Origin of the sequence: Sphingomonas sp. CCH10-B3 (assembly GCF_001556185.1) — a bacterium.
Taxonomy (GTDB): domain Bacteria; phylum Pseudomonadota; class Alphaproteobacteria; order Sphingomonadales; family Sphingomonadaceae; genus Sphingomonas; species Sphingomonas aquatica.
In genome coordinates this window covers 1-2,930 of the sequence record NZ_LSIJ01000090.1, presented here as the reverse complement: position 1 = coordinate 2,930, position 2,930 = coordinate 1, and the positions used below count along the sequence as shown (strand labels likewise).

Sequence of the window (2,930 nt, the reverse complement as noted above, 5' to 3'; positions counted from 1 at the left end):
GGCGTCACCAGCCATCCGCCACGCCGATTTCGCGCAAGCCTTTTTCAACGGTCTCTATCGATTCTCGGAGGATCTGGATTTCTCGTTGATCGAGCCGACCGAGCTCGATGCCATCCTCGCCGGGTTCGCCGAGATCTTCGCCGACATGCAGGCCGCCTCGGGCATCGTCATGGCCTACGACCGGCCCGATCGGCACGGCCATCAAAACACCCACACCTTATATCTCAATTACAAAGGACCGCTGCCGGCGGCGAGCGACGTCAAGGTCGATATCACGATCAACGAGGTGTTCTGCTTCGGTCTCGTCGACCGGCCGATCCTGCGCACCTTTGACGAATTTGCCGATCTGCCCGAGGGGCCGACGGTGCGCACATACAGCCTCGAGGAGATTTTCGTCGAAAAGCTCGCGGCGCTGTCGGACAAGGCCCGCACCGAACCCCGCGATCTCTACGACTTGTGGAACCTCGTCGACGAACACGACATCCGGCCGGGCGAACTGCTCAGCGAACTCACGGCGAAGCTGGAACTGCGCGGCCGCAAGCCCGAGGGGCTGGCTGATGCGATCGCGGCGAAGGAGGCCCGTCTCGCACGGTTGTGGAAGGATCGACTGTCGCAACAGATGAGCGATCTGCCCGAATACGAGGGAGTCTTCCGGCAAGTGATGCGGGCGCTTCGCGAGGCGGCGCTACCCTAGCAGCCGTTGCGGCCCATCTCGTGCATGTCTTCCGCAGATAAGCCTAAAGGAGCAAATTGAGTGCATGTGTATTCTTAGGAAAGGACGACGTTGATCGAACTGAGCCAGCAGCGGTTTGAAGCCTTGGCCGGTTACACCCGCCTGCCGCAGATCGTTTTGCTGATCCAGGAGGCCGCATGGTTCTCGACGGAGGACGAACGGCTGCTCGGGCTGATAACCTGGGATAGATATGACCGCGACTTCGGCTGGATCGTGTTGGGGCGGGATCAGCGACTTTGCTACCGCGCGATCGATCAGGATGTGTCGCTTCCGACGTTCGTGGCCGCCAGGGAGCGCCTGAGCGAAGCCATCGATCGCCACGCGGCGCTTCCCGACGAAGCCTATCATCAGGGTGACGAACACGGCGCCCCGGTCGATTTCTTTGCGCCGCGCGTGCCTGTTGACCGCCTGAACCCGACCTTTCGCATTCTGACCGAAGAAGCCCGCTATTCACCGGCTCGCGAGCTGATCGCAGCGATGATGAGGTTTCACGAGGATGCCGACGGCAACTTCGTACAGCAATTCCAGACCACGGCGTTCGATCCACGGATTTGGGAGCTCTATTTGTTCGCCGCTTTCACCGAGCTGGGCTACGCGGGTCAAGCCGATGTCGCCGTACCGGACTTCGTGCTGGCAGGACCGCGCGGCGAACTGGCGGTCGAGGCGACCACGGTCAATCCGCCCCAGCGCGGTACGGTTCCGCAACCGAAGACCGAGCGCGAGATCCGCGCGTTCGTCGACAATTATGTCCAGATAAAACTCGCGCGGGTGCTGACCCGTAAACTCAACCACCAGCCACCTTATTGGGCGTTGCCGGGGGTCGCCGATATTCCGTTCGTGCTCGCCCTCCAGGATTTCCACGCGCCCGGCGCAATGAGCCGGATCGTGATGCCGGCGACCGAATATATCTTCGGGGTCCGGCATTCGATCGTTGACGGGCAACGCCGGATCGAGCGGCTCGACGAGCATGTCTATGGCCGAAATCGCGAGCTTTCCCACTTCTTCGGTTTGCCGGGCTCGGAAAACGTCAGTGCGGTCATGCTCAATCCGTTGGGCACGATCACCAAGTTCAACCGGATGGGATATATCGCCGGGTTCGGCGATCGGCGCGTCAAGATGGTGCGTTCCGGCCTTCGGCGTGGTGAGCTCGACGACGATGGTCCCGCACCGAAAGAGTTCCGCCAGGAAGTGTACGCGCCTGACTATCGGGAAACGTGGATCGAGGGTGCTGTCATTCTCCACAATCCCAATGCGCGAGTGCCGCTCGACCCGGATCTCATTCCCGATGTGAACCACGAATTTCTGCAACCTGACGGCAGCATCATGTCGTTGCTCCCGCCGTTCCAGCCCTATATCTCGCATACCAGTGTGACGCTCGGCGACTGACAGCTGCACGACATTCCGTGGCGGCGGCGCGCGCTAGACGCTGCTGGCTGCCAGCTCTTCCATATGCGTGCGGATCATTGCTGGGATGCTCGTCGAAGCGGCGGGGGCGCCGGCCAGCAACAACCGCGCGGCCGCGGCCAATGTTCGGTCCGGTTGCGCGAGAATCGCTTCGATCGGCGGCGCGTTGATGGCTGGCATCGCCAAGCGGAACCGCGAATCCTGCACCAATGTCGTCCAGCCGTCGAAGAGCCATGTAATGAACGGGTCGGCGACTCCGTCGCGCAGCTTTGAGATACGGGCATGGAGGAGCAGCCAAATCGCTGCCCAGCAGAATTCGGCAGGCCGCGCGGTGAGATCCTGGCGGAGCGCGTTGACCGCAATGGCAGCTCCCTCGCGATCGGTGGTCAATCCGGTGGCGCGGCCGGCCATACGTTCGAGGAGCGGATGTAAGGCGACGAGCTCGGGCGCCGCCAAGCCGGCTGCGATCACGGTGTCGACAGCGGCAAAGTCGCCGGCGATCGCGGTTGCGATCGCAAAGCTCAGCAGATAATCCTCCGCCCCGCGCAGAATCTCCGCGCTGGCATCACCGTCAATCACCGCGAGCGGAATCATGCCGCGCGCGGGATTCTTGAGGTCTTCGCCTAAATCGCGGCCGCCGCCTGATCCCACGATCTCGGACATCGTCGCGTGACGCCTGATCCGCGATACGAAATCGTCGGTGTCGTGCGCACCGATCGCGTTGCGGTCCTGCGCGATTGTCCCCCGTCAGCACCAATGGCACAGATTTGAGGTTGTGATTTAAGGAGGGTTG

General features: G+C 62.1%; 3 protein-coding genes. 2 read left to right on the top strand and 1 reads right to left on the bottom strand.

Annotated features, from left to right (window positions below; all coding sequences use genetic code 11):
- The first annotated feature begins 13 nt into the window (after positions 1 to 13).
- Positions 14 to 694 (top strand): nucleotidyl transferase AbiEii/AbiGii toxin family protein, encoded by a 681-nt coding sequence (locus AX672_RS14420; RefSeq protein ID WP_082730569.1) that lies wholly within the window; start codon positions 14 to 16, stop codon positions 692 to 694.
- Between the two features lie 90 nt (positions 695 to 784).
- On the top strand, positions 785 to 2,119 hold the full coding sequence (locus AX672_RS14415; protein WP_066652337.1) for a hypothetical protein: 1,335 nt from the start codon (positions 785 to 787) through the stop codon (positions 2,117 to 2,119).
- 33 nt (positions 2,120 to 2,152) lie between these two features.
- On the opposite strand, the gene AX672_RS14410 is transcribed toward AX672_RS14415, so the two are convergent.
- Positions 2,153 to 2,800, bottom strand: coding sequence for a hypothetical protein (locus AX672_RS14410; protein ID WP_066652335.1), 648 nt, complete (start codon positions 2,798 to 2,800; stop codon positions 2,153 to 2,155).
- Between the last annotated feature and the right edge of the window lie 130 nt (positions 2,801 to 2,930).